We start from the raw sequence: 23,436 nt of genomic DNA on the forward strand, positions 1-23,436 counted from the left end.
TTTAGAGTAATAACAAGCCCAACCTAAGTGTTGGGCTTTTTTATTCTTACCAGATTTAAGTGATCTTAATTATCCCTATTTTAATAAAGCGGTGTAACCTTCTTTATAGTTGGGGTATTTAAAGATGTAGCCACTCTCTTTTAAACGTCGGTTGCTGCAACGTTTACTACCGGCTCGTCGGGTTGCAGACTCAGAGGTTATCTTGGTATTGAGTCGCTGAGCCATCCAATGGGTTACATCATACATTGTGGCCGGAGTGTCATCGGTGGCGAGATAAATAGTCTCCAAGGGTTCGCCAGCTAAGGCTTTTGTGATTAAGTGTGCAAGCACGCCAGCACAGTCATCACGATGAATTCTATTTGTAAATTGTATAGGGGAATTTGGAGCCGCATCGCCTCGTCTTACTCGATTTAATAAGTGATTACGCCCCGGTCCATAAATTCCAGTAAAGCGTACCACCGTCGCTGGGTATTCTGTACTTAACGCTGTTTCTTCCGCTTCTAACATTATCTGCCCACTAAACGTAGAAGGTAAACAAGGACTTTGTTCATCAACCCAGCTGTGATCATTTTGGTGGTAGGCACCTGAGCTAGAGGTAAAAAATAGATGTTTAGGTGGAGCGTCTAGGCTGTTAATAATATTTTTTAGGCCATCCACATAAGTTTGTTGATAATCTTCAGGGGTAAAGCTAGGTGCAGAGGCCGCATAAACGACAATATCGCAATGAATATCTTGTAACTTTGCTTTCAGATCATCAAATTGTGATAGATCTGCGCTTATTCCTTGGATGCCTTGCGGAAGCTGGTTTATATTACGTCTCAGGCCAATGACTTTTTTTCCTTGAGTAGTTAATAACTGACCTAAGGTTGAACCTACATCGCCACAACCTGCGATCAGAATAGTGTGTTGTTGTGTATTCAGTTGCATAAGGCCTCCAATTAACCAAATGGCATCATAGCAAAGGATAACGCTGAATGACTCTAACAGAACTGCGATATATTGTGACGTTGGCCCGAGAACAGCATTTTGGCCACGCTGCAGAAAAATGCTTTGTCAGCCAGCCCACCTTATCTATCGCGGTCAAAAAATTAGAAGAGGAACTCGGTGTCCCTCTATTTGAACGGAGTAAAAACTCAGTCCGTTTGACGCCAGTAGGTGAGAAAGTTGTCCAGCAGGCGCAACGTGTTCTAGAGCAGGCTGATACAATCAAAGACTTGGCGCTGGAAGGAAAAGATCAATTAAAAAGCCCGTTAAGGGTCGGAGCAATTTATACGATTGGACCTTATCTATTTCCACATCTTGTATCAGAAGTGCAGAAGTTAGCACCGAATATGCCGCTGTATATCGAAGAAAACTTCACAGAAAGCCTGCGTTTGAAGATTCGTAATGGTGAGCTAGATGCGATTATTGTTGCTTTGCCTTTTAGTGAGCCGGATATCCTTACACGCCCTTTATATGATGAAGATTTTGAAATGTTGATGCCAAAGACCCACCCTTGGGCTCAATATAAAACGATTAATAGTGAAGAGCTGCCACAAACACCTTTGTTATTGCTGGGTGAAGGACACTGTTTTCGCGATCAAGTATTGGAATCCTGCCCAACGCTTTCGCAAACCATGCATGATCAACATACCATCACCGAGGGAAGTTCACTTGAGACAATACGTATGATGGTGGGGTCAGGGTTGGGGTGTTCAGTATTACCCCAGTCAGCTGTTTATGGCCCCGCTGCTTCTGATCTTGTTGTTACGCGTCCCTTTAAAGATCCCGTGCCGCAGCGAACTGTTGGGGTAGCATGGCGTGCGAGCTACCCTCGGCCACAAGCAATCGATGTATTGATTGAGGCGATTGGTAGTTTTAACCCTGCGAGTAAACGATGACGACATCTCTAGCCGATATACCGGTTAGCGAGCTTAAAGGTGTAGGAGCTGCACTAGAAATTAAGCTCCATAACTTAGGTATTCGTACCTTGCAGGATCTCCTTTTTCACCTGCCTTTACGATACCAAGATCGAACGCATATTGTGCCTATAGGTGCTTTAAGGCCGGGAGATGAATGTGTTATTGAGGGTGAGGTAAAGCTTGCTGATGTGAGCAAAGGGCGCCGCCGTAGTTTGCTTTGTCGGATTCAAGATGGGACAGGTATGCTGACCCTACGCTTTTTTCATTTCTCTGCGGCACAGAAGAATAACCTTAAACCGGGGGTACGGATCCGCTGTTTTGGTGAGGCACGTACTGGTGCGAATGGTTTAGAGATTGTTCACCCTGAATATAAAAAGGTTGATCCTGCTGACCTTGTGCCAGTGGAAGAACACCTTACGCCGGTCTATCCCACGACTGAAGGACTTCATCAAGGACGTTTAAGAGCCTTAACTGAACAGGCGTTAGGCTATCTTGAACAGGGCGCTTTACAAGAACTTGTCCCCGAATCGTTAAGGCAAGGTTGGCAGTTTCCGGGGTTGGATAGCGCCGTTGCCTTTCTACATCGACCTCCGGTTGATGCAGAAAAACAACTTTTATTAGAAGGTATGCATCCAGCGCAGAGACGTTTGGCGTTTGAGGAGCTGCTAGCCCACCACCTATCGCTGTTGAAGCTACGTCAAAAAACTCGTCAAAAAGGCGCACCAGAGTTACCGGGCAGTGGTGAGCTGAAAGATAAGTTTCTACACCAGTTACCTTTTCCGCTGACGGGGGCTCAAGCTCGAGTGAGTGACGAAGTCGCTGCTGACCTCTCTCAAGCCTTCCCTATGCTGCGTTTGGTTCAAGGGGATGTAGGTTCAGGTAAAACGGTTGTGGCGGCTCTCGCGGCTATTCAGTCCGTCGAGAGTGGGCTTCAAGCTGCGGTCATGGCTCCAACTGAGATCCTTGCGGAACAGCATTTTTTGAATTTTAGCCAATGGCTAGAACCTTTAGGGGTTAAGGTCGCTTGGTTAGCGGGAAAGCTCAAAGGTAAAGGGCGGAAAGAACAGCTTGAGTTAATCCGTAGCGGTGAGGCACGGGTGGTTGTAGGTACCCATGCGCTTTTTCAGGAAGAGGTGGTGTTTTCTGACTTAGGATTGATCGTGATTGATGAACAGCATCGTTTTGGCGTGCATCAACGTTTATCTTTGCGGGAGAAGGGGCGCAATGGTGAATTGGCGCCTCATCAGTTAATTATGACGGCGACACCTATTCCGCGAACCTTAACAATGAGCGCTTACGCAGATTTAGATTGCTCAATTATTGATGAATTACCACCCGGTCGAACACCTGTTAATACAGTGGTAATTGCTGATAACCGCCGCGAAGAGGTTATTCAGCGGGTGAGGAATGCCTGCAAAGAAAAGCGTCAGGTTTATTGGGTGTGTACGCTGATCGAAGAATCTGAAGCTTTACAATGTCAAGCAGCAGAGGTCACAGCTGAAACGTTAAAAGAAACTTTATCCGAACTAAGAGTGGGCTTAGTGCATGGTCGTATGAAGCCGGCAGAAAAAGCAGAAATTATGCGTCAGTTTAAAGCGGCTGAGTTAGATTTGCTGGTGGCCACTACGGTGATTGAAGTGGGTGTGGATGTACCTAATGCTAGCGTGATGATTATTGAAAACCCCGAGCGGCTTGGTTTAGCTCAGCTCCATCAGCTACGAGGACGTGTAGGGCGAGGCTCGGTAGAGAGCCATTGTGTGTTGATGTACCATGCGCCACTTTCTAATCAGGGGCGTGAGCGGTTAAGTGTGATGCGGGAAACTACCGACGGTTTTCGTATTGCCGAGAAAGACCTTGAATTGCGTGGCCCCGGTGAAGTTTTAGGAACAAGACAGACAGGCGTAATGCAGTTTAAAATGGCGGATCTACAACGGGATTCTGACCTGTTAGTGCGGGTCAAAGCCTTAGCCTCTCAAATGCAAGATTGGCCTGACAGTTCTGAATCTCTGGTCCAGCGCTGGTTGGGTCGGGGTGAGGATTATGGCAACGTATAATTATCCCAAATATCAATAAGCTTTTGCTGATAGATAGTTGTGATATTCCATTGATAATGAGAAGTGCTTTGATTAAACCGACAGAACAGCAATTAGAACTTATATGCCAGCAACTAGGGCGTACACCACGAGGTTTAGCAGGAATTGCCGTACAGAATGAGCAGGGTGTTCCCCTCGTTTTACAGATGGAGGCTTTAGTTGATGATAAGCCGTTTCCGACTCTATTTTGGTTATCGAGTAAAGATATCTACCAAGCGATAGCGGAGATTGAGACTTCAGGAACTGTAAAGCAGTTGGAGCAGGAGTTGCTGGAAGATGAAGCTCTTCTTTCTGAGCACCTTGCCGATCAGCAACGTTATGTGGATCTGCGCTGGTCCACCGTAACTGATGATCAAAAATCACGAATTGATCATTTAGGTTTTACTCATCTCTATCAACAGTATGGGATCGGCGGTATCTCCCAGTGGGACAAAATCCGCTGCCTGCATATGCAGTATGCCTATCATCTGGCTGAAGGCTCCGTGATTGGACGAATATTAGATCAGCGCTTTGATCTTGCCTCCCTACAAGTAACACGTTAAATGACCAGTAGAAATCTTATCTACGGAAAGTTGCTAACTTCTTGTTTATACTCAAGGGGCCGTTGTCGTTAATTACACAGGAGTTTTAAATGCTTAGCCGGACTATGCGCAGCATGTGTGGGTGTTTTTTAGTACTCTTTGGTTTATCACTGCATCTTAACGCGGCTACGGTTACTTATGATTTTAGTTCTGGTAATCACACCTCTTTACGAGGTAGTAATACAACGCTTACTGCGACTAGTGATCTAAGCAGCTTTACTGACTCCAATATAAATACTCAGAACGGTTCAAGTGCCAGTTATAGCGCCTCTACTCGCCGCCATTATCCGAAAATGTTGTATCGATTTTCGATCAATGAAGATGCAGCCGATATTAATTCCATTGCCGCTACATGGGTCGGGCTGGGTGATCATTCGAGTAATGATCAGCGGGGTGCTCGACTCTATATCCGTAATTTTAATGGTAGTTTCGAGCGGCTTGATAGTAGCAGAAGCTCAAGTCTTGATACGTTGACTGGATCGGTCTCTTCTAATATCTCTAATTACATCGATAATGGAGAAATTGAAATATTATCGGTTAACCGTGGGCGGAAACAGAATAATAATCAAAGCGCTACACACTATACCGGTTATGTGAAAATTGAGTTAGAAACCACGTCAATAGCTCTGCCTAGCCCGCGTTTAGAGTATCAGTTTGATGACTGTTCACTGGCAACGGGTGTAACCGATAGCGCTGGGTTTTATGATGGAACGGCTAATAATACAGACAGCCTGAGCAGCGAAAAAGTTATCAACAGAGGCTTGGATCTTAGTGAAACCGGCACGCTTGATTGGATTACTGTGCCGCAAAGCGCAGTAAACGGGTTAAATGACTTTAGTTTCTCTATTTGGATTAAAACCGCCGTTTCTAAATCTCAGCAAGAGATTTTTCATGCCTTAGGAAGTTCTACCAGTGATGATGAGATTGAGATCTATCTCGTTAATAGTACTCAAGTGAGGCTGAACGTAGGAGATAGCGGTACGACAATCAACGCTGGCACTACACTGACCGATGACAGTTGGCATCATTTACTCGTAACCCGTAGCGGCAATGGAATGTGCCTCTATGTCGATGGCGGGCTCGCGGGTTGCCACACCTCAGGTAGTGCAGGACAGATTTCGATCAATAATGCTTCGGCGGTTGTGATAGGACAAGAGCAAGACGCCTTTGGCGGGAGTTTCAGTAGCAGCCAAGCTTTTGATGGTTATATGGATGAATTTAAAATTTATGCTGCTGAGTTAGATGCCTCTCATGCTAGCCAAATCTATATGAACGAAGGTAATGGTTTAAATGCCGACGGCAGTGCCCGCGAACCAGTAACCTGCATTAGTGTATTACCGACGCCATTAGCAGAATATCGTTTAGATGAAGGGAGTTGGAGCGGTGCCAGTGGTGAAATATTAGATAATGTGGGCAGTAATAACGGCTCTATTGTTGATACTGGTAGCGGAAATGTCAGCAGTATTTTTGACGGTAAGATCTGCCGAGCAGGGACTATCGGCCAAAATACATCAACCGCTGAACAGTATGCGATTGATACCACAATCGACATTGATGACCAGGTAGGTAATACAGGGACGATCAGCTTTTGGTACCGGTCTTCTACCACATGGGGTTCAGATGGTCGTAAAGTATTACTTAGTGCTGCAACAGCGAATCCAAACAATAAGTATTTTTTCTTAACAGAAGAGACAAATAGCCGTTTAAGGTTTGGTTTGGAAAATGCCTCGGACGCTGATTATCGCTTCTTCTCCTCAAATACATTTAGCTATGGTTCATCTGATTGGGTGCACCTTGTTGTAACATGGGATATGAACAACCAGCAAATGCAGCTATTTGTAAATGGGGTACAGGAGATAAACAGCAGTATTCCATCAAATCAGGATATTGGTGAACTGCTATCGCTTTATGTAGGTGATAATCGTGGTAGTTATATTGCGGGTGCAGGTGCCAATTCTGCACATGGTGATGTGGATGAAATACTTATCTTTGATTCTGTATTAAGCAACGCAGATATATCTACTATCTACACTAATCAAAATGCAGGCAAAAACTATGATGGTTCTTTGCGGTCCGGTTGTGTTGCGTTAGCCGATTGGCATTTTGATGAAAGTGGTTGGAATGGAACCGCTGACGAAGTTGAAGATAGTAGTAGTAATGATAACCACGGAGTGGCTCAAAATGCTGATACAATTTCCTCTGGAGCTATTTGTCGGGCGGGTGATTTCGATGGTATTGCGGATTATTTATCGGCTACTGATCTGTCGCAGTTACAGACGACTGCGAGTTTGAGCTTTTGGATTAAAACCACTCAAGTTGGAAATAATGTAGCTTGGCGAGCACCGGGAGTGGCAGGTATAGAGGAAAACGGTGGTGCTGATGATATCTTTTGGGGGTGGATCGATGCATCAGGGCATATAGGGTTGACCGTGGGAGATGATTACGGGACGACCAAGTCTAATGCAGTGATCAATGATGATGATTGGCACCATGTGGTTTTAACACGAGAGGCAGTGTCGGGTGAATATAAAATTTACATCGACGGAGCGTTGGATAAAAGCGGAACAAGCTCTACGGGTGATATTGGTAATGGCTTTTCATCCATCGGACGTATGGAGAATACCCAAGGGACGCCCGTTTACTTCGAAGGTCAGTTGGATGAAGTTATTATTTTTGAAGATGTATTAGCCGATAGTGATGTCAGCGATATCTATGCCAATCAAGTTGCGGGTAAAAACTGGAATGGTACTCTTCGAGAAGAGTGCGCTTCGGCAGTCTCCTACTACGAGATCAGCCATAGCTCACCTGCTCTTACCTGTGAAGCGGCGACTGTAACCATTACAGCTAAAGATGAAACAGGACAAAGTATTGCGCCTGAAAGTGGCACCACGATTAGCTTATCGAGTGAATTAGTTTCTGGTGCTAATGTAGCCAATACCTTTAGCCCAGCAACCTACACCTTTGATGGCACATCCATGGCGACTACGGTTCAGTTGATACGTACCTCCGTTGGAGTGCTTGATATCGATGTGGATGATGGCTCGGCAACGGATCGTGACGGAGATATTACTGATCCCGATATTGAGTATGCTGACGCCGCATTTAAGTTTTATGCCGATGGAGTGTTGGATGGGATCGATATTCAGATTGCCGGTAAGCTGAATAATATCGCGCCGAACGCCCAAGTTGTAACAATTAAAGCGATTCAGACTGACCCTGACACGGGTAGATGCACGGCATTGAAGCCCGGATCGGGCATTAATGTTGGATTTGGTTACCAATGCATATCGCCCAATACGTGCGCTGCTGATGATGCCTTGTTTGTGAACGGTAATGGGACTCCTGCGCCTGGTGTTGATCTAGCAGGAACTCCAACTTATGTTACTTCTGCTGTTGATTTCAATGCTGCCGGTGAGGGTGAAATCGTTTTTGATTATAGAGATGCTGGGCAAATTCAGCTGTTTGCGCAAGCCGAGGTAGAGGTGACCGGAGGGAGCGGTACAGCGACAATTGCGGGCAGTAGTAACTCGTTTATCGTTAGACCTTTTGCCTTTGGGTTTTCTTCTATTCAGGCCGGTTCAGTAGATAATCCACAAGGTGATGAGACTTCAGGTTCTGGCTTTACCTCTGCTGGAAGCGATTTCGATGTCACTGTTAATGCCTATCTTTACCAAACGGCTTACGACACAGATCAAAATGGTGTGCCTGATGCAGGTGTGGATGTCACTGTAGGTAATGACGTGACGCCTAATTTCGCTGGCGATGTTGAGTTAAGTGTTGATTCTTTTACACCGGCGAGTGGTATAGAAGGTAATTTAACAGGTGAGACTCCTCTAACGTTTGAGTCATATTTAACCCGAGGTGGCACGGCAGTCACCGGAACTCTTCAATATGATGAAGTGGGTAGTATCAATATAAAAGCATCCCTTGCTAATTATCTGGGTAGTATCGCCGGGGATGTTACCAGTGTGCCAGTCAAGATTGGGCGTTTCTACCCCGACCACTTTGCGATTGTTAGTGATAGTATTGTGGCAAGTTGCTCATCTTCATTTACTTATATGCAGCAACCTTTTGCTGAGTTTAAGTACACTATAGAGGCTCGGCCAGCAGGGGTAACTGATAGTACGGCGAGTGATGAGCGTCGGATTACTCAAAATTATGATTATAACGAATACAGCGGGACTGCAACTATTCAAGCAGAAGCTGAAAATGATAATTTAGGTATAGATTTAGGCGGGAGGCTGGGAGGTTATTCTAATAGTGATAATTGGCAATTGGGTGAATATACCTTTGATAGCACAAGCACCTTCTTTAGCCGAAATCCAGATGCGGCGGGGCTAGAAGATGGCCCGTTTAATAAACTTCAGCTAGGCCTAAGTATTTCAAGTGAGCGAGATACTAGAGGGTTCTCTACGAGCGAACTTACAATGAATGCTGCAGATAATAACGATTGCGTTGTCGATGGTAACTGTTCAGCGGCCGCTATAGGTGGAGAGCAAATTCTGCGTTATGGCCGCCTGCAAATTCAATCAGTTCATGGGCCTGAGAGTGAAGATCTTGAGGTACCTTTCTCTGTGCAATATTGGGATGGTAGCGCTTTTGTAACTAGCCTTGACGACAGTTGTACGGTAATACCTTTAAGCTCAATTGCTTTCGATAGTACTCTAAGTGGAGTGACTGATGCCGAGCGAACAGTGTCTGTTGGCGATGGTAGTACGATAGGCTCGTTAAATATTACAGGTGTTAATGCTGCGGCAACCGCGGGTGAATTTAATTTAGGCTTTAGTGCGCCGGGCGTTGGAACTGGAGGCGATGATAATACAGGATCTTTCCCTGTCGCAGTGGTCAATCTTGATGCTTGGTTACGCTATGATTGGAATCAAGATGGTAGTGGCGATGATGCTAACCTTCCGGATGCAATAGTGACGTTTGGACGTGCACGCGGCAGTGATCGTATGATCTTCTGGCAGGAGCGTTACCAGTAAGCTTGGGTGGTCTTTAGACAATAAAAAAGCAGGCTAGGCCTGCTTTTTTATTGTACCAAGGGAAATACAATTAGCCGGTAAGCTTAGTGTACTTTTCCATTAGCTGTGCTTCAGTTTCAACATGATCCGGATCTTTAGGGATACAGTCAACTGGGCAAACTTCAACACACTGTGGTGTGTCGTAATGACCTACACACTCAGTACATTTTGAAGGCTCAATCTCATAAATTTCATCACCTGGAGAGATTGCCTCGTTAGGGCATTCCGGCTCACATACATCACAGTTGATGCATTCGTCAGTAATGATCAATGCCATGGTGGCTACCTCACTATCACTCTATAAATTAATGGTCCAGGTGCTCACTCAGGACCTTTGCCACCGAAGGGTGTACAAACTTACTTACATCTCCACCCAAGCTTGAGATCTCACGGATCAGCGTGGAGGAAACAAAAGATAAGTGTTCCGCCGGTGTTAAAAAAATACTTTCTACATTGGGTGTCAAATGTCGGTTCATCGCAGCAAGTTGAAACTCGTACTCAAAATCCGATACTGCACGTAACCCACGCAAAATAATATTAGCGTTCTGTTGCTCAAGTAGTTCTGCTAATAGACAATCAAAACCTACAATGACGATGTTATCAAGGTGTTCAGTCACTTCACGAACCAATGCTACACGTGTTTCTAAGGATAGCATGGGTTGTTTTTTGGGGCTTTCAGCAACTGAGACAACGACTTTATCGAAAAGTTTGGCTGCACGTTGAATAATATCAGCATGGCCATTCGTTATTGGGTCAAAAGTTCCTGGATAAACAGCAATATTCATATATGGTTCACAGGAGTTATTGTCTACTTAAAACTCGCTAATCAAGTTCTAGTGACATAGCAAGTTTGCGATTGCGGCATATTATCCGAATTGTTCGGGCTGTACAAATACTATAATGGAATGTGTTGATCTCTATCGGTTATAAAAAAACAATTTATTATTACAAATAACTATAAGTATTTTAGGGGTATTAGTGTGATTCGGTCATGGAGAATAGGTTTTGTTGCTCTGATATTGGTCGCTTTATCAGGGTGCCAAGCTTTGCAAAAAGTTGATCAGGGTTTATATCAAGTGGCGGAGTCTGTTAGTGAGCGTGATCGCATTACTGGGCGGCGTAGTTTGAGTATGGCTAATCGTAGTGCGCAGATCGAGCAGGGAAATGCCTATGTTGAAAAGATCATCGCACAAGAGCAAAAAAATAAACGTCCGATCAATGCAGCAATTAGCCGGACGCAATATCAGCGCCTTGTTCGTGTCTTTGACCGTATTCACCAAGTCTCTCATCTGAAGCAAGAGCGTTGGCAGCCGCTGCTAATTAAGCGTAATTCATTTAACGCATTTACTACAGGTGGCACTTATATTGTTGTTCACTCGCAGTTGATGACGGATTTGAAAGATGATGCCGAGCTTGCCGCTGTACTGGGGCATGAGATAGCACATACTGTGGCTAATCATGTTTATGAGCGTCAAACACATGCACAGGTTAGTGCCTTGGTTGGTTCTAATTCTGCGGGCCGTAGTGGATATCAAGCTGCATTTACCCATGAAAGTGAGCGAGAAGCGGACCGTATTGGTATTTTGTATACAGCGCTGGCGGGTTATGACCCTCTCGCTGCAAGCCGTATTTGGCAGCGTAAATATACGCAGGAGGGGAATGCTCGTGCGCTGTTTCACCATGATCACCCTGTGAATGCCGAACGTTATCAAGAAGCAAAAGCTGTAGGTACAAAGGTACTGCCCTATTACAAAAAGAATCAAATTAATCCACGCGCTGCTGCCCTGCTAGATAATAATGTGCTGTGGCAAAAAAATAATAATGAAGTTGCTGCAGGTGAAGGGGGTGGGGTTACAGCATTGTTATCGACTGCTCTAGGCGCATATGTTCAGCATCAGCAAGCTAAAGGTGAAGAGTTACGTCAGCTTCAGCAAGCGAATTTTGTTAAGTCGGTGGAGTCTGTTCTCAAGGTTGAGTCAACGCGTAAGGCGGGGTCTCATCTTTTAGATACCCGTTGGCGCTATGCTGCTAATGGACCTACTTTAACTAATGTTGTGATGGGGTTGTATCTAAAACGTAATGGAAAAATAGAGCGTTATGTTTCCCATGTGAACGGGTATATAAAACCAGGACAAGTTTTTACAGCGAAGTTTTCACTGCCAAACTCGCTTAATGTTGATGACCTTAAAAAATACAGCGCCAAGTTATATTTAGACGATGTGCAAGCTGCACGTTAATTTTACTTTATATAAGTGTTTTTATAAGAGACTTAATCTTTCTGTAACTTATTGAGTGTAGTGACTACTATATAATGCGTATCTGATTTAGTGGACGGTAGTTAAAGGTATATGTCACGAAGGACCAAAGAAGAAGCAGAACAAACACGCCAGTTGCTTTTGGATACAGCATTAACTTTATTTGCTGAGAGAGGTATCTCTAATACTAGCTTGAAGGATGTTGCGTCAGCGGCGGGGCTGACTCACGGTGCGCTTTATTGGCATTTTAAAAACCGTACCAACCTTGTTGAGGCGCTGTATGATGAATGTCGTTTTCCTATAGACGATATATTTATCGATCAGCTGCAATCGGCACGACAAGATGCGTTAGAGTCATTGGGTGAATTTATCACGCAGTGGAGCGCGCTCATATTAGCCGAAGGGCGCCCTGCACGTATCTGGCAGGTTTTCCATCAAGGTGTTGCTCACACAGTTGAGCTACAAGCAATCTCGGATAAGATTCGGGATGAACACCGAGAGTGGTTACATCTATTAGCAAAAATTGTTAAAAAAGCACGTAAGCAGAAGCGGATTGCTCAGAAGCCTTCACGGGGAGGCGATCCTATACCGGCCGCAGCTTTAGGTTTGATTATGGGTATTACAACAAGTATTCGTAATACGGGATCTGGATTGGTCGATAGTAAGCAGCAAATTAAATATCTTACTCAGCACTTTTTATATGGTTTGGAGATATAAGCAGAATAATAAATGCTTATATCTCAGATTCTGAGATTCGTTGATATAGGCGGTAAGTAACCTGCCCCGCCGTTTTTTTACGATGCTCATGCCAATGGGCTGGAACGTTGGGGTCTATAAGTTCTGCTTCGGTTTCAATGTAGATATAAGCGTTGTCGCGGAGCAAATTTCTCTTTTCCAGTAGTTCACAGCAGGGAGCTATTAGGTTTTTCCTAAAGGGTGGGTCCATAAAGATTAGGTCATACTGACTTTCCTGATCTTGTAGTCGAGACTCCAGCCATTCTAGTACATCAGCTTGAATAACCTCTCCATTTTGAGCTTTTAAACGCTGTAGATTGTTATTTAATTGACGAGCGGCTGCCGTATCTTTCTCTATAAAGGTGGTACGTTCCGCTCCTCGAGAGAGAGCCTCCAAGCCCAGAGCACCACTACCGCTAAACAGATCTAAAGATTGAGCGCCGGGTACAATCGTTTGTATCCAATTAAATAGTGTTTCTCTGACACGATCAGGTGTAGGGCGTAAGCCTTCTATGGCTAAAAACTCAAGTTTACGTCCTCTCCATTCACCACCAATAATACGTAGCTGAGAGCTTGGTGCAGATGGTTTGCCTTGTTTGCGACGAGGTGGGTTTTTATGGCTCATTTATGGTCCTTAAAGCACTGGTGATTGGAAAAGGCTAATAGGTTGCGATCTATCCAGTGCTTGCTGTGTCTGCTTAATAATATCATCCGCGTCTTGATCTAGAATCTGATCAATATAGATTTCCATTGTATCAGTTGGCAGCTGATAAAAAGCGATTAAGCTCAAAGCGGTGACTTGGTTCATATTGTCACGCATACGTTCTTGCCAGTTTGCTGCGAGTCGGTTTTTACTCTGCTCAACTAAATCCTCATTAATCTGTTGCTGTAGTTGAGGCAGAATAGGCTCGGGGTTCTGATCGCCTTCAAAAATAAGCGCCTGAAAACCTATATCCTTGAGGGAAGCCCAGAGAATGCGGAAGTTTAGTTTGTGTTGTTCTTTGTATTCGGTCAGTAGATCTTGCACGACTTGAGCGGTAATGCGGTGCGTAACAAAGTCCTGTGATGCTCGCGGAGGAAGAGATTGCCCAAGCAGTAAACGGAATCTATCGCCTAGGCTTTGTTCGCGAACCAGCGCGGCGCTATTAATTTGAGCTTTTTGGGTTTGGTGTGATTGTAGCGAGTGTGGCAGTTGCTCCTCAATAACCTCAACATAATCCTCCGCATCCTCTCCACTGATAGCAAATATAGGTGCGTCAAATAACCCAAGATAGGCGTCGTTAAGCAGACTGAGTACGGCAGTATTATTACTGGGTTGGAGTTGTTGATAGAAATAGTTAATCAATTTTTGTTCTTCTGATTGATCAGCCAAATAGTAACGTGCCTGAATTTTTGTAAACGGCTCCTTCCAGCGAACACTATCAACCGGCTTATTTAGGGTTTGCCATATAGTGTTGAGCTCTGGTAATGGTTGGCCGCTAGCCCAAGATAAAGTAACTTCGATACGGTCTTGCTTAGGATTGACGTTATAACTATAGGTGGGGCTGGCTAAAGACCGTAAACGTTGCTGTAAAATTAAGCTTTTTAATTGCTGAAGTTGTTGTTGAGTATTATTGAGCGCTGGCTGAGTAGCTAAAAGAAAAACCAGCTGCATCGGTTGGTCGTCCAGTTCCATCCAATAGATGGTTTTACTGTCGTTGTTTTCGATGCTGTGATACTTAACCGCACCGGGTCCCATCGATGAAAGAATAAGAATGGCAATGAGGCTGAACCATACTAAGCCTACAAGATATTTGCGATTGAAAATGGGGCGGTACTCGTTTGTCATCTTGAAGATTCTCAGGCACTAAATGTTCATATAACGGCGCTTTGGCTTAAACCAATTTGGCCTAAGCATAAAGATAGAACCGCTTGGGTCTCTGATCTGGGTTATGCTGCCGATTTACTGTGATAAGATACCAGACTTTGTCGATGAACTGCTGATTTTTCAGTTGTTATAAGGTAATTGAGAGTGGATAGCGGATGTTAAGTTTACAAGAGATGTTTGTTGATAAAGGTTGGGATACCAGTTACATCGCTTATGCCGGTGCCTTTATTACAGTTGTCGTGTTGGCGGGTATCTATCGTTATCTTCGTGATGACAATTCATCCGATTGATTTGCTATTGGCAATAATCGAATTTTTTAAGCTGAGGTTGGGGTTGTCTAACGCCTTAGCATGAGGACGTTAAATGTTTAAAAAACTGAAATCCATGTTCGGAGGCTCTTCAGCTGAAGAAACCGTTGAACATAGTGAAGTAGAAAATAACTCAGTTGAGAAAGTTGAAGAGAGCCAGCAGCCGATCGCTGAGCTAAAAGAGAATCAAGCAGAGCAGCCAGCGGTTGCAAAAGCTATAGATGAGCAAGATTCTGTTGCTACGGAAAAGGTTGAACCAGAAATAGAAACCGTTGAGCCGGAAACCGTTCCTGAAACTATTGCCGCTGAAGTTTTTAAAGAGACGCCTACGCTCTCTGAGGAGCCGGCTGAAAGAGAAGAGATAGTTGATGCGATCATAGATGAAATACCTGAACCTAAAGAAGCAGAGGTCGACCTGAAAAGCGAAGATCAGGTGGAGGAGAAAAAAGGCTTCTTTGCGCGAATCAAAAAGGGTTTAAGTAAAACTAAAGCAAGCTTAACTGAGCAGCTAGGTAACATCTTTTTAGGCGCTAAGGAGATCGATGATGATCTACTTGAAGAGATTGAAACCCTACTGTTAATGGCCGATGTTGGGGTTGAAGCAACCTCCGATATTATTGGTCGTTTGACAGAAAAGGTTGCCCGTAAGCAGTTGGGCGATCCACAAGCATTGCAGGCGGCCTTAAAAGAGGAGTTATCAACTCTTTTACATCAATCAGAACAACCATTGCAGATTGATTGCAGTCAAAAGCCTTATGTTATTTTGATGGTAGGTGTTAACGGTGTCGGTAAAACGACGACCATCGGTAAGTTGGCTAAGAAGTTCCAGAGTGAAGGTAAGTCGGTCATGTTGGCTGCGGGTGATACTTTCCGTGCTGCTGCGGTAGAACAGCTACAGGTGTGGGGCGAACGTAATGAGGTTCCCGTCGTAGCTCAACATACAGGAGCTGATTCTGCCTCGGTTATCTATGACGCAGTACAATCGGCACAAGCGAAGAATATCGATATTTTGATCGCTGATACGGCAGGTCGTCTACAGAACAAAGATAACCTGATGCAAGAGCTTGAGAAGGTTGTGCGAGTAACGCAAAAGCTATCGCCGGAAGCGCCCCATGAAGTTATGTTAGTACTTGATGCCGGTACAGGCCAAAACGCACTGAGCCAAGCTAAGATTTTTAAAGAGAGCGTCGGCGTCACAGGTATCTCACTGACCAAGCTAGATGGTACAGCTAAAGGTGGGGTAATCTTTGCTATAGCTAAGCAGATGGATCTGCCGATTCGCTTTATCGGTGTTGGTGAGCAGATTGATGATTTGCGTCCCTTCAACTCCCAAGAGTTTGTTGACGCTTTGTTTGATTAACCCTGTTTAGCTAACTTTTATACACGTGATTGGGCATAACCGTAAGCGATGATTAAGTTTGATAAGGTCTGCAAACGCTACCCTGAAGGGCATGATGCCCTTCGTGATGTTAGCTTTAGTCTCAATCGAGGGGAGATGGCTTTTCTGACCGGACATTCGGGTGCAGGGAAAAGTACGTTACTGAAGTTAATTATGCTGATGGAGCGGGCTAGTCGAGGGCATGTTTCTGTCGCCGGCCAAGATCTGGCTCAATTTAGCCATGACGATATTCCCTATCATCGACGTCGTATAGGTGTTGTTTTTCAAAATCATCAACTTCTTTTTGATCGGAGCGTATTTGAAAATATCGCTTTGCCGCTACATATTTCTGGGTATGAAGATGCTGATATTGGAAAGCGTGTAAGGGCTGCACTAGATAAAGTGGGCTTATTGCATAAAGAAAAGCTCAACCCTATTACTTTATCCACAGGTGAGCAGCAGCGTATAGGTATTGCCCGTGCGATTGTGCATAAACCTCAAGTTCTATTAGCGGATGAGCCGACAGGTAACTTAGACCCTGCGTTGTCTGAAGAGATTATGCGTCTGTTTATGGAATTTAATCTCCACGGTACTACGGTTTTAATCGCAACCCATGATTTGGCTCTAGTATCACGTATGGCCTATCGGACGCTGACCCTTGATCAAGGGAGATTGATTAATGTCTAACCGTGAGCCGATTAAACGAGGGGCGGAACGTCAGAGGCCACCAGAAAAACCCGCAGTTGACGGAACTGTTGCTCCTACACATAAAGGGGCAGCAAAGCACAAGGTTGATTTTGTCGCAGAGTTTAAAAGCTGGGTTCGTCATAACAAAAGTACGGCAAAGCAATCATTGCAGCGCTTGTGGTTAACTCCTCTGCCTAGTTTTATGACATTGGCGGTGCTTGCTATCGCTTTGGCGCTTCCTGGTTTAATGTTTGTTGGCCTAAAAAATATAAATCAGCTAAGTGGTGAATGGAAAGGCGATCCGCGCATATCTCTCTATTTACAAAAGACTCTGCCTGCAGAAGAAGCGGAACGCTTTAGTCAGAAAATGTTACTACGAACGGATTTAGCGGCGGTTGAGTTAGTCACTAAAGAACAAGGTCTGCATGAATTTCAGCGCATATCAGGCTTTTCGGATGTGCTGGAGTTCCTCGATAAAAATCCGTTGCCAGCGGTTGTTGTTGTACAGCCATTGGATAACAAAAAGTCTGTCCTAGCCGCGCTTCAGCAAGAACTTATCGCACTTCCAGAGGTGGAGGACGCAGTACTTGATATGGTGTGGGTTGAACGTTTAGCTTCCTTTGTTCGTTTGGCAAATCGTTTAGTATTGGTCTTAGGCGCCTTATTAGCACTTTCCGTTTTGCTGGTGGTGGGTAATACAATTCGGTTGTCTATAGAAAGTCGTAAAGATGAAATTCAAGTGGCTAAATTAGTAGGCGCTACAGATGCTTGGGTTAAGCGGCCATTTATCTATACAGGCTTTTGGTTTGGGCTGATCGGCTCATTTATCGCTTGGATATTTGTGGAGATTAGCTTTCTTTTGATTAGTGCCCCAGTAGGGCAACTTATTGAGCTATATCAAACAGACTTTGAATTACAACGCTTAGGCTTTATGGATAGTCTATCCTTGATTGGTGTTGGAGTTCTGCTTGGTTTGTTTGGGGCGCGATTAGCGGTTGGCCGTCATTTGAGAGAGATAGAACCCCAGTAAATCGATTTCATCGAGCGGTAACATTTGCGTTTTATCCTTTTCCTCGCTATATTTTCCGGTCCGTTATACTTAGTAACGGAAATTAGATTGAACTTTTGTACTATAAATTGAGTCATATTTGCGAACTTTAGAAGATGCAAAAATGATGCGAGGTCATTAATGAGCACTAGCTTACAAGTTATTGATACACTTTCTCCGGGACGTAATCTGGATGCATATATGCAGTCTGTGACTGCTATACCAGTATTAAGCGCCGAAGAGGAGCGTTCTTTGGGTGAGCGTTTGCATTTTGATGGTGACGTAGAAGCGGCCCGCCGTTTAGTTATGTCTCACCTACGCTTTGTTGTTCACGTTGCTAAAACCTATTCTGGTTATGGTTTACCTTTAGGGGATCTAATTCAGGAAGGTAATGTCGGATTGATGAAAGCCGTTAAGCGCTTTGATCCTACCATGGGCGTGCGTTTGGTCTCTTTTGCTGTGCATTGGGTTAAAGCCGAAATGCATGAGTTTATCCTGCGTAACTGGCGCATTGTTAAAGTAGCGACCACTAAAGCTCAGCGTAAGTTATTCTTTAACCTTCGTTCAAAGAAAAAAGGCTTAGGCTGGATGACTACGGATGAAGTTAATTCTATCGCAGAAGATTTAGGTGTAGATGCTAAGGTTGTACGTCAAATGGAAGGTCGCATGGCATCCGTTGATACGGCATTTGATGCGCCTGAAGGCGCTGATGATGAACAGGCTGCTTGGGCGCCTGCGCACTTCCTTGAAGATAAAAGTGCAGATCCATCGCAGCAAGTAGAAGATAGCAACTGGGAGCAGGACTCTCAGCGACGTTTGATGAGCGCCATGTCTGATTTGGATGAGCGCAGTAAAGATATTCTAGCGCGTCGTTGGTTGTCTGATGATAAGGCGACTTTGCATGAGTTAGCTGCGGAATATGAGGTTTCAGCCGAACGTATCCGCCAGTTAGAAAAGAATGCGATGAAGAAGATCCGCATCTCTATGGAAGCGTAGCCAGGACTATTTTAGAAAAAGCCGCGCAAAGCGGCTTTTTTGTGCCTGCAATCTAAGTGTTTGGTGCAGATCTCCTAGCTACATGGATGAACTATTTCGGTATAATCTTTAATATATCTGGGTTCCTAATGTCAAAAAAACTTATATTAATGATCTCGGCAATGAGCGGTTTCTTTGCCGTTGCCTGCGGAGCGTTCGGTGCGCATGGCTTAAAAGATCTGCTTGAGCCAAGCTTATATGCAGTCTATCAAACCGGTGTGGAATATCAGTTTTATCACACTTTTGCACTGCTATTTATTGCGTCAGCTCCGGCGAACTTATCCAGTAAGTATTTAGGATGGGCGGGTATCGCATTTACATTAGGGATCCTACTTTTTTCCGGCAGTCTTTATCTGTTAGCGTTGACGGGCATTAAGGTGCTTGGGGCGATAACCCCATTAGGTGGCGTGGCTTTCTTATGTGGGTGGGCGCTCGTCGGCTATACAGCAATTATTTCGAACAGGAGATAAATCAATGCAGATTCAGGTAAATGGTGAGATGCTGCAAGTGCAGGATGAGATCACCCTTACTGGCCTGATTTCACAGCTTGAGCTTGGTGATAAACGCATTGCTATTGAGCTTAATTTAGAAATCATTCCCCGTAGTGAACATGCAGAAACAGTATTGAAAGAAGCGGATCGCGTTGAAATTGTCCATGCGATTGGTGGAGGTTGAGGTCGATCGTTTTAAGCCTAAAATCGACTCATAATTACTACAACTTTTTTGGATATAGATCATGTCTCATCAGAATGACCCATTGATTATCGCAGGGCAGAGTTACAACTCACGTTTGTTAATTGGTACTGGTAAATACAAAGATTTAGAAGAAACCCGTGTCGCTATTGAGGCCAGTGGTGCCGAGATTGTGACTGTAGCTGTTAGACGTACAAATATCGGACAAAATCCAGATGAGCCAAATCTACTGGATATTATCACGCCGGATAAATACACAATTTTGCCTAACACCGCGGGCTGCTTTAACGCCGAAGACGCAGTGCGTACCTGTAAATTAGCGCGTGAGTTAATGAATGGCCACGATCTAGTAAAACTTGAAGTTTTAGGTGACCAGAAAACGCTTTACCCAAATGTGGTTGATACCATTAAGGCAGCAGATAAGCTGGTCCAAGATGGTTTTAAAGTGATGGTTTATACCAGCGATGATCCCATCGTAGCACAAGAACTTGAGAGCCTTGGCTGTGTAGCTATCATGCCATTGGGTTCTATGATTGGTTCGGGCTTAGGAATTTTGAATCCGCATAACATCAACGTCATTATGGAAGACGCGAAAGTGCCTGTATTAGTGGATGCTGGTGTAGGTACAGCTTCTGAAGCGGCTGTGGCAATGGAGATGGGTTGTGATGCGGTGTTGATGAACTCGGCTATTGCCGGTGCCCGTAATCCTGTTTTAATGGCGTCAGCTATGCGTAAAGCCATTGAAGCGGGCCGTGAAGCATTTCTTGCGGGTCGTATGCCACGTAAACGCTATGCCAGTGCATCTTCACCAATGGATGGCACTATTATTGGCTAGGCTGCTGTCATTACCGCAGTGACTACAGCAGTTACGCTCAATTACGGAATATTTTTTAGCCTGATCGAAAGATCAGGCTTTGCTTTTTAGGTCAGGTTGATGTCAGAAGAGAATAAGGTCGAACAACAGCAGGATGGAAATCCCGCTGAAGAAAAGCATATGCGTACGGTTAAAAGCTTTGTACTACGCGCGGGTCGGATGACCGAAGGGCAGCAGAAGGCGATGGATGATGTCTGGCCAATCATGGGGCTAGAGCTGAAAAATGGCCTACTGGACTTTAACCAAGTGTTTGGTCGCGAAGCGCCTGTAGTTCTTGAGATCGGTTTTGGTATGGGCGACTCATTGGTTGAAATGGCCAAAGATCAGCCTGAAAAAAATTACATAGGTGTTGAAGTTCACCGCCCAGGTGTTGGCCGTTTACTCAGTAATGCGGAAAAGGAAGGCCTAACCAATATCCGTGTCTTCTGTGAGGATGCCATTGAAGTCCTAGCCCAATGTATCCCAGATAATAGCCTAGACTGCATACAACTGTTCTTTGCTGACCCCTGGCATAAAAAGCGTCATCATAAGCGCCGTATCGTACAACCTGAATTTGCACAAACCCTACGCCAGAAGCTAAAAGTAGGCGGAGTCTTCCATATGGCGACCGATTGGGAAAATTATGCGGAGCATATGATGGAGGTGATGAGCGCCGCTGACGGCTATGCTAATGCCGCTGGCGAGGGCCAGTACTCGCCTCAACCAGAGTGGCGTCCGGTGACCAAATTCCAGAAGCGCGGAGAGCGTTTAGGCCATGGAGTTTGGGACCTAATGTTTGAGAAAACCAGCTAAGTTATTCTTGCTTTATGACAGACCAAAATAAAAAGGCTGATGCAGTGCATCAGCCTTTTTTTATTGCCGAATAGGTCTGGATTGTCTCTTAGCGTTATCTTTAAAGCCATAGGCTATGTACTTGTTTTGCGATCCAGACTGCGTTACAAAGATAAGCAGATCAGACAGGTGGATGTCTGGCATAGGGAAATATACAGAGCCTTTATTATTGAGGTGTATATCAACTTCTAATACCTATGCTTATTTTGTCACGGAAGATAGGGATTCAACTCTTAGTTTTTCCTTCCTTTTTTAATCGCCACCCGTTTTTGCTTACACTGGGGAGATACGGTCCTCTTATGTGCAAATGTTAAAGCGCAACCTGCTCGACCCCTGGTTGTTTTGAGTGTAAAATTCACCCTAAGGGTGAATGCCATTGGGAGGGTTGCCCAAAAGGTATCCTATTTTGGAAATAGATTTTAGAACAAATAAACTTGAAAAATGCTTCAGAAATAGTGGCCAAGCGAATAAAGAGTTCGGTGTCCAGGTTGGCCGTAAGTACATTCAACGTATTAACTTGATTAAAGCGGCTAAAGACCTAAATGCAGTGATGAAACTGCCTGGTTTGCGTTGTCATCCTTTAAAAGGTGACCGGAAAGGTCAATACGCAGTAAACCTTACAGGTTTTTATCGGCTAATATTTACGGTAGAAGGCGATAAGCTAAATATCGCAATGATTGAAGATGTGAGTAAACATTATGATGACTGATCAAAGTTATATGTCTGATTTAGCCATTCCTCCAGGTGAATACTTGGAGGAGGTACTTGATGATCTAGAGCTTAGTCAGGCTGAGCTAGCTCGTAGAATGGGAAGACCTCCACAGGCTATTAATGAGATTATTAAGGGTGAAAAAGCAATTACGCCTGAGACAGCTATTCAACTAGAGCAAGTTGTAGATGTGCCTGCTGAATTTTGGAATAATTTAGAATCTGGATATCGTTTAGTTCTCGCAAAAGAACAAGAAATGCTTAAAGCTCAACAAGAAATCGAGGTTGTTTCTAAATTCCCATATCTTGAAATGAGCAAGCTTGGCTTGGTAAAGAAAACTCGTAATGCTATTGAAAAGGTAAAAGAACTCCAAAAATTTTTTGGGGTATCTTCTTTATTTAATATTGAAAATGTCAAAGAGTATTCTCCCGCCTTTAGGTTATGGGAGAACGAAACAATTAGTAGAGAGGCAATTGCGGCTTGGTTGAGAACAGGGCACTTATTGGCGTCTTGGCAAGATGTTGCTGATTTTGATAGGAACACTCTCAAAAATAACATAGCAAATATAAGAGCTTTAAGTTTAGAGTCAGACCCTAAGAAAATGCTGAGTTCTTTGAAATCTCTATTGGCTGTTTGTGGTGTCGCATTGGTTGTTATTCCGCATTATCCCCGAACTTACGTTACTGGTGCTACGTTTTGGTATGGAAAGAATAAGCCGGTGGTAATGATGTCTATGCGGGGAAGTTGGAGTGATATATTTTGGTTTAGTTTAATGCACGAGCTGGGTCATATATTACTTCATAATAAGAGAATTACTTTTATTGAAGGGGGTAATAATAGCAGTCAAGATTACAAGGTTCAGGAAGAGGATGCTGACTATTTCGCTCAAGAAATATTAATTCCGAAACTTTCTTATGATGAATTTGTATCTAAGTTTGATTTTGGTCCGGCTTCCATAGCTATATTTGCTGAGTCTATAGGTATACATCCGGGTATAGTCACAGGCAGGCTTCAGCACGATAAATACCTAAGCCATTTACAACATCATCATAGAACTAGGTATAAGTGGAAATAACACTTTAACATGGTATTGAAGAGAGGCTTGTAACGTTGGGAGTTTTTTAGGGGTGTTTTTGGCGATTAGAACACAACAGGGGCAGGTCTCGCTTTTTCCACCTCTTTAAGAAAATATCACGCCGATCAATCGTTTGCTAGGTACAGAGCTATGTCGAAAAAAGTTGTTACTTTTGAGTACGAGAAAGAAACTAAGAATAGTGTGCGTTATAAGGAAGTACCTGACGAAGGGACAGCCCCGATTGTTGGTTCTCTTTATGTTCAGATGTAGTAGCTCAGACTTGATCTGACAGTTACCCGTTTTTTATCTGGTGTCTGTCAGTTTAGATCTGGGCTAAATTCT

General features: G+C 44.2%; 22 protein-coding genes. 17 read left to right on the plus strand and 5 right to left on the minus strand.

Annotation, left to right across the window (positions count from 1 at the left end):
- Positions 1 to 75: 75 nt before the first annotated feature.
- The gene (locus tag A3774_RS13950; RefSeq protein WP_067868805.1) at positions 76 to 927 is read right to left on the minus strand and encodes an SDR family oxidoreductase; all 852 of its coding nucleotides are present in this window, start codon (positions 925 to 927) and stop codon (positions 76 to 78) included.
- Positions 928 to 974: 47 nt separating this feature from the next.
- Between A3774_RS13950 and A3774_RS13955 the strand changes: the two genes are divergently transcribed.
- From A3774_RS13955 to A3774_RS13970, 4 genes are all read left to right on the plus strand, one after another.
- Positions 975 to 1,880 carry a hydrogen peroxide-inducible genes activator gene (locus A3774_RS13955; RefSeq protein ID WP_067868807.1) on the plus strand — a complete coding sequence of 302 codons (906 nt, stop codon included), beginning with the start codon at positions 975 to 977 and terminating at the stop codon, positions 1,878 to 1,880.
- Positions 1,877 to 3,955: an ATP-dependent DNA helicase RecG gene (gene recG / locus A3774_RS13960; protein ID WP_067868809.1), complete on the plus strand. Its 2,079-nt coding sequence runs from the start codon at positions 1,877 to 1,879 to the stop codon at positions 3,953 to 3,955. Before A3774_RS13955 ends, recG begins: the two co-directional genes overlap by 4 nt.
- Positions 3,956 to 4,023: 68 nt before the next feature.
- Complete coding sequence (locus A3774_RS13965) at positions 4,024 to 4,536, plus strand: DUF501 domain-containing protein (RefSeq protein ID WP_082792450.1); 513 nt, start codon at positions 4,024 to 4,026, stop codon at positions 4,534 to 4,536.
- 89 nt (positions 4,537 to 4,625) lie between these two features.
- Positions 4,626 to 9,560: a LamG domain-containing protein gene (locus tag A3774_RS13970; protein WP_067868822.1), complete on the plus strand. Its 4,935-nt coding sequence runs from the start codon at positions 4,626 to 4,628 to the stop codon at positions 9,558 to 9,560.
- A 70-nt stretch (positions 9,561 to 9,630) separates the two neighbouring features.
- Here A3774_RS13970 and A3774_RS13975 read toward each other — a convergent pair whose 3' ends face one another.
- Positions 9,631 to 9,876: a YfhL family 4Fe-4S dicluster ferredoxin gene (locus A3774_RS13975; RefSeq protein ID WP_067868824.1), complete on the minus strand. Its 246-nt coding sequence runs from the start codon at positions 9,874 to 9,876 to the stop codon at positions 9,631 to 9,633.
- 28 nt (positions 9,877 to 9,904) lie between these two features.
- Entirely contained in the window at positions 9,905 to 10,384 is a 480-nt protein-coding gene (gene coaD / locus A3774_RS13980; RefSeq protein WP_067868826.1) for a pantetheine-phosphate adenylyltransferase, read from the minus strand.
- 195 nt (positions 10,385 to 10,579) lie between these two features.
- Between coaD and A3774_RS13985 the strand changes: the two genes are divergently transcribed.
- Positions 10,580 to 11,836 (plus strand): M48 family metallopeptidase, encoded by a 1,257-nt coding sequence (locus A3774_RS13985; protein ID WP_231867995.1) that lies wholly within the window; start codon positions 10,580 to 10,582, stop codon positions 11,834 to 11,836.
- 111 nt (positions 11,837 to 11,947) lie between these two features.
- A complete protein-coding gene (locus A3774_RS13990; RefSeq protein ID WP_067868828.1) occupies positions 11,948 to 12,571 on the plus strand; it encodes a TetR family transcriptional regulator in 624 nt (207 codons plus the stop codon).
- Positions 12,572 to 12,587: 16 nt separating this feature from the next.
- On the opposite strand, the gene rsmD is transcribed toward A3774_RS13990, so the two are convergent.
- Both rsmD and A3774_RS14000 read right to left on the minus strand, forming a co-directional pair.
- Positions 12,588 to 13,214 carry a 16S rRNA (guanine(966)-N(2))-methyltransferase RsmD gene (gene rsmD / locus A3774_RS13995; RefSeq protein ID WP_067868830.1) on the minus strand — a complete coding sequence of 209 codons (627 nt, stop codon included), beginning with the start codon at positions 13,212 to 13,214 and terminating at the stop codon, positions 12,588 to 12,590.
- A 9-nt stretch (positions 13,215 to 13,223) separates the two neighbouring features.
- Positions 13,224 to 14,417 carry a peptidase M16 family protein gene (locus tag A3774_RS14000; RefSeq protein WP_067868832.1) on the minus strand — a complete coding sequence of 398 codons (1,194 nt, stop codon included), beginning with the start codon at positions 14,415 to 14,417 and terminating at the stop codon, positions 13,224 to 13,226.
- Positions 14,418 to 14,611: 194 nt separating this feature from the next.
- Between A3774_RS14000 and A3774_RS17210 the strand changes: the two genes are divergently transcribed.
- From A3774_RS17210 to A3774_RS14050, 11 genes are all read left to right on the plus strand, one after another.
- Positions 14,612 to 14,746: a hypothetical protein gene (locus A3774_RS17210; protein ID WP_269454622.1), complete on the plus strand. Its 135-nt coding sequence runs from the start codon at positions 14,612 to 14,614 to the stop codon at positions 14,744 to 14,746.
- 73 nt (positions 14,747 to 14,819) lie between these two features.
- Positions 14,820 to 16,124 (plus strand): signal recognition particle-docking protein FtsY, encoded by a 1,305-nt coding sequence (gene ftsY / locus A3774_RS14005; RefSeq protein ID WP_067868835.1) that lies wholly within the window; start codon positions 14,820 to 14,822, stop codon positions 16,122 to 16,124.
- 48 nt (positions 16,125 to 16,172) lie between these two features.
- Positions 16,173 to 16,829, plus strand: coding sequence for a cell division ATP-binding protein FtsE (gene ftsE / locus A3774_RS14010; RefSeq protein ID WP_067868838.1), 657 nt, complete (start codon positions 16,173 to 16,175; stop codon positions 16,827 to 16,829).
- A complete protein-coding gene (ftsX, locus tag A3774_RS14015) occupies positions 16,822 to 17,859 on the plus strand; it encodes a permease-like cell division protein FtsX (RefSeq protein ID WP_067868841.1) in 1,038 nt (345 codons plus the stop codon). The genes ftsE and ftsX overlap by 8 nt, the downstream gene beginning before the upstream one ends.
- A gap of 159 nt (positions 17,860 to 18,018) precedes the next feature.
- Positions 18,019 to 18,873, plus strand: a complete 855-nt coding sequence (gene rpoH / locus A3774_RS14020) for an RNA polymerase sigma factor RpoH (RefSeq protein ID WP_067868843.1) — start codon at positions 18,019 to 18,021, stop codon at positions 18,871 to 18,873.
- Positions 18,874 to 19,001: 128 nt separating this feature from the next.
- Positions 19,002 to 19,382, plus strand: coding sequence for a DUF423 domain-containing protein (locus A3774_RS14025; protein WP_067868845.1), 381 nt, complete (start codon positions 19,002 to 19,004; stop codon positions 19,380 to 19,382).
- 4 nt (positions 19,383 to 19,386) lie between these two features.
- Positions 19,387 to 19,587, plus strand: coding sequence for a sulfur carrier protein ThiS (thiS, locus tag A3774_RS14030; protein WP_067868849.1), 201 nt, complete (start codon positions 19,387 to 19,389; stop codon positions 19,585 to 19,587).
- 61 nt (positions 19,588 to 19,648) lie between these two features.
- Positions 19,649 to 20,440, plus strand: a complete 792-nt coding sequence (locus A3774_RS14035; RefSeq protein WP_067868852.1) for a thiazole synthase — start codon at positions 19,649 to 19,651, stop codon at positions 20,438 to 20,440.
- Positions 20,441 to 20,539: 99 nt separating this feature from the next.
- Entirely contained in the window at positions 20,540 to 21,271 is a 732-nt protein-coding gene (trmB, locus tag A3774_RS14040) for a tRNA (guanosine(46)-N7)-methyltransferase TrmB (RefSeq protein ID WP_067868855.1), read from the plus strand.
- Between the two features lie 445 nt (positions 21,272 to 21,716).
- Positions 21,717 to 22,019 (plus strand): type II toxin-antitoxin system RelE/ParE family toxin, encoded by a 303-nt coding sequence (locus A3774_RS14045; RefSeq protein ID WP_067868879.1) that lies wholly within the window; start codon positions 21,717 to 21,719, stop codon positions 22,017 to 22,019.
- Positions 22,009 to 23,094, plus strand: a complete 1,086-nt coding sequence (locus tag A3774_RS14050) for a HigA family addiction module antitoxin (protein ID WP_067868858.1) — start codon at positions 22,009 to 22,011, stop codon at positions 23,092 to 23,094. Before A3774_RS14045 ends, A3774_RS14050 begins: the two co-directional genes overlap by 11 nt.
- Positions 23,095 to 23,436: the final 342 nt, after the last annotated feature.

Origin of the sequence: Neptuniibacter marinus (assembly GCF_001597725.1) — a bacterium.
In the GTDB taxonomy this organism is placed as follows: domain Bacteria; phylum Pseudomonadota; class Gammaproteobacteria; order Pseudomonadales; family Balneatricaceae; genus Neptuniibacter; species Neptuniibacter marinus.